Source organism: Xanthomonas sp. SHU 308 (assembly GCF_000364645.1).
Taxonomy (GTDB): domain Bacteria; phylum Pseudomonadota; class Gammaproteobacteria; order Xanthomonadales; family Xanthomonadaceae; genus Xanthomonas_A; species Xanthomonas_A sontii.
Map to the genome: position 1 here is coordinate 1 of NZ_AQOK01000854.1, position 3192 is coordinate 3192.

A 3192-nucleotide genomic window follows, 5' to 3' on the forward strand; every position below is an offset into this window, starting at 1 on the left:
TCCACCCGCAGCCCGGACGGATAGCCGTAGTGATGGCCATTGGCCAGGCGGTTGACCTGCGCGCCCCAGAACCACGACCACGGCATCCCGGTCAGCGCCAGGAACAGCAGCAGCACCCCGACCACGCTGCCGGTAAGCGCATGCAGATCGCGCCAGAACAGCCGCTGCGCCGGCCGCCCGCGCACCGTGGTCACGCCGCCGCGGCGCCCGCGCGGCCACCACAGGTACACGCCGGTGAACACCAGCAGGATCGCCCAGCCAGCGGCCACCTCGATCAGCGCATTGGCGAACCAGCCGACGTAGTCGAGGCTGTGCAGGCGGCGGATCGTCCAGGCCACGGTGCCGTGCTCGGGCAACTGCCCCAGCACCCGCGCCCGGTACGGGTCCACGTACACGACCTCGCGGCGGCCATCGGCGGTGGCGATGGTCACTTCCGCCGAGGCATCGCGCCGCGGCGGCGTGGTGTAGCGCAGTGCGTGGCCCGGTTGCGCGGCCAGCGCCGCGTCCAGCAGCCGCTGCGGCGCCAGCGTCTGCGCGTGGGCGGGTACCGGCACGGTCTTCAGCGCGCGGTGGAAGTAGCCGTCGATCGGCTGCTGATAGACGAAGGCCGCACCGGTCAACGCCAGCCAGACCAGCAGCGGCAGTACCAGCAGGCCGGCATAGAAATGCCAGCGCCACACGGCGCGGTAGAAGCGTGCCGGCGCCACAGCGGAAGCGGGAGAGTGCGTCGCCATCACCAGCCCCAGCTCAGCGTGGCGTACAGCGCGCGGCCGTCGCCGGGCGAGTAGCCGGAGGACCCGCTGTCGTACCAGGCGTAGACGTAGTGCCGGTCGGTCAGGTTCTTCAGTTGCAGCGACACTTCGCGCTGCGCACGCCAGCGCCAGGTCGCGCCGAGATTGGCCAGCGCGTAGCCGCCGTAGCGGCCGAGGGTGTTGCTGCGCTCCACGTAGTAATCGCCCTGTGCGTTGCCCCAGGCCGACAGTGTCAGCCGCGGCGTGGCCTGCCAGTCGATGCCGGCGTTGGCCAGGTAGTGCGGCACGTTCTCGATTTCCTTGCCGCGTGTGGCCGGCGCGCTCGGGTCGGGGGTGACGATGACCGCGCGCTGCCGCGAATACGCCAGCCACAGCGTCCAGCGCTCGTCCGGACGCAGGTTCAGTTGCGCATCCCAGCCGCGGCGCAGGGTCTTGCCGACGTTACCGACCTCGCCGGTGCCGACGCTGCCGTTCACGCCCAGGATGGTGGCCACTTCGTCGGAGGCGCGCTGCTCCCAGTAGGCCACGCGTGCGTCCCAGCGCTGCTGCGCACCGGCGAACTTCAGGCCGGTCTCCCAGCCATCGTTGTAGGACGGTGCCAGGTTGCGCGCCTGGGTACGGTAGGCGCCGTTGCCGCTGCCGATCTGGAACGTGCGGCCGATGTTGGCGTACAGGCTGGCCTGCCCAGTGAGCGCGTACACCGCGCTGAACTTGGGTTGGCGGATCGTGCCGTAGGCGTAGGCCGGATAGCGCGCGCCGCTGGCGAGGTCGCGGAACTGCCCGCCGACCCGATCAACCCGGTAGCCCGGCACCAGTTGCAGGCGTTCGGTCGGGCGCAGCACCGCCTGCACGTAGGCGCCTTCGGTATGCAGATCGAAGTCCCAGTCGCGCAACGGCGCGGTGCGCACGCGTGCCACCGTGCGATAACGCTGCGAGAGATTGTCCTGCCACTGCGCGTCGACCCCGCCCTCCAGCGCAAAGGCGTCGGCACGCGCCAGCGCCGGGCGCCAGCTCAGCTTGACCAGCACGCCGCGCTGGCGCTCGTCGGTGTCGCGCTCCTGCTGCGCGCCGGCCGCGGTGAAGCGCACCCAGCGCTGGTTGTCGTAGCGGTTCCAGTACGCCTTGGCGCTGCCCTGCACGGTCTCGGCCAGGCGAGCGTCCAGATGCAGCGACACCTGCGTGGTGTGGCGCTGGCTGCGGTCGTCGCGCGCGTAGTCGGGGGAACTGCGTGGCGCGCGCTGCGCGGTGGCGTAGTCCAGATACCCCGCCTCCAGCGCCGTGTTGCGGTAGTCGCGCGCGCTGAGTCCGGCACGCCAGCGCCCGTCCGGATCGGTGTAGAACCACTTGCCGGCGAACGCATGCTTGCGCGCGTCGGCATGGTCGCGATAGCCGTCGCTGTCGCGCCAGGCGCCGAAGTAGTTCTGGCTCCAGGCGCCGCGCTCGATGCCCTGCGTCGCCTGCACCTCGCGGGTGCCGAAGCTGCCGACGGTGACGCTGGCGCGGCCGTCGTTGCCGCCGCTGCGGGTCAGCACGTCGACGCTGCCGGCGATCGCGTTCAGGCCGTAGCGCGGGTCGTTGGTGCCGCGCACGATCTCGATCGCGGCGATGTCCAGCGGGAACACCGCATCCAGGTACGGCATGGCGCCGGCATTGTCGTTGCTGGGCACGCCGTCGATCAGCAACTTGACCGCATTGATCCGGCCTTCGCCGTTGAAGCCGCGGAAGGAGAAGCGCCCGGCGTCGGTGCCCATCTTGAACTGGGTCACCTGCACGCCGGGCGCGCGCATCAGCAACTCCCAGCTGTAGTCCACATGCTGGTCCTGCAGCAGATCGCCGCCGAGGATGTCGACGGAACTGAACACGCTGCGCGCGCTGGAACCGGCGGCGAGCGGCGAGGTGGCCTGGACCTTGCCCAGGGTCAGCACGGAATCGCCGGCGGCGCCGGGCGGCGCGTCGGCGGCATGGGCGGGCGCGGCCGCGGCGAGACACACACAACAGCACGCCACCACCGGTGGCATGGCAGGAAAACGGAACATGGCGAAAACTCCATCGGCACGAGGGCGTGCCGCAGCGGCGCCGCGGCACGGGAACGGCAACCCGTGGATCAGGAGAACAGCGGTGGTCCGCGCGGCGGGTGTGCGCGGCGTGCGGCGGCCGTGACGACAAGGCTGTGCCGCGCCGCCACCGGCACTGGCGGACAGCGCCAGGGCAGCAACGCCAGCAACAGCACTACCCACGGCAGCAGCCGCGCGGCAAGCAGGCAGTAATCGCAGGCTGGCGCGTGCGCCAGGCCGGCATCGTCGTGGTGGCCGCCATGCGCCGCCGAGACCGCTCCCGCCAGCGCCGCCAGACGCAGGCCGCTACTGGTGCACAGCGCCTGGTCCTGCAACGCCGCCGCCTCGGCCTGCGCCTGCCGCCACTGGCTGATCGGCGGCGCCAG

At 71.4% G+C, this 3192-nt stretch carries 3 protein-coding genes; all 3 read right to left on the reverse strand.

What is annotated here, in order from left to right:
• On the reverse strand, positions 1–707 hold a 707-nt coding region (locus tag D588_RS25900), incomplete at its 3' end, for a PepSY domain-containing protein (protein ID WP_017917568.1).
• A gap of 26 nt (positions 708–733) precedes the next feature.
• Complete coding sequence (locus tag D588_RS0122260) at positions 734–2788, reverse strand: TonB-dependent receptor (RefSeq protein ID WP_026144000.1); 2055 nt, start codon at positions 2786–2788, stop codon at positions 734–736.
• A gap of 68 nt (positions 2789–2856) precedes the next feature.
• A complete protein-coding gene (locus tag D588_RS25905; protein WP_043086882.1) occupies positions 2857–3192 on the reverse strand; it encodes a DUF2946 family protein in 336 nt (111 codons plus the stop codon).

Excerpts from the sequence above, each read along its gene's own strand:
- D588_RS0122260 (WP_026144000.1), bottom strand. The coding sequence starts at position 2,788 with ATGTTCCGTTTTCCTGCCATGCCACCGGTGGTGGCGTGCTGTTGTGTG.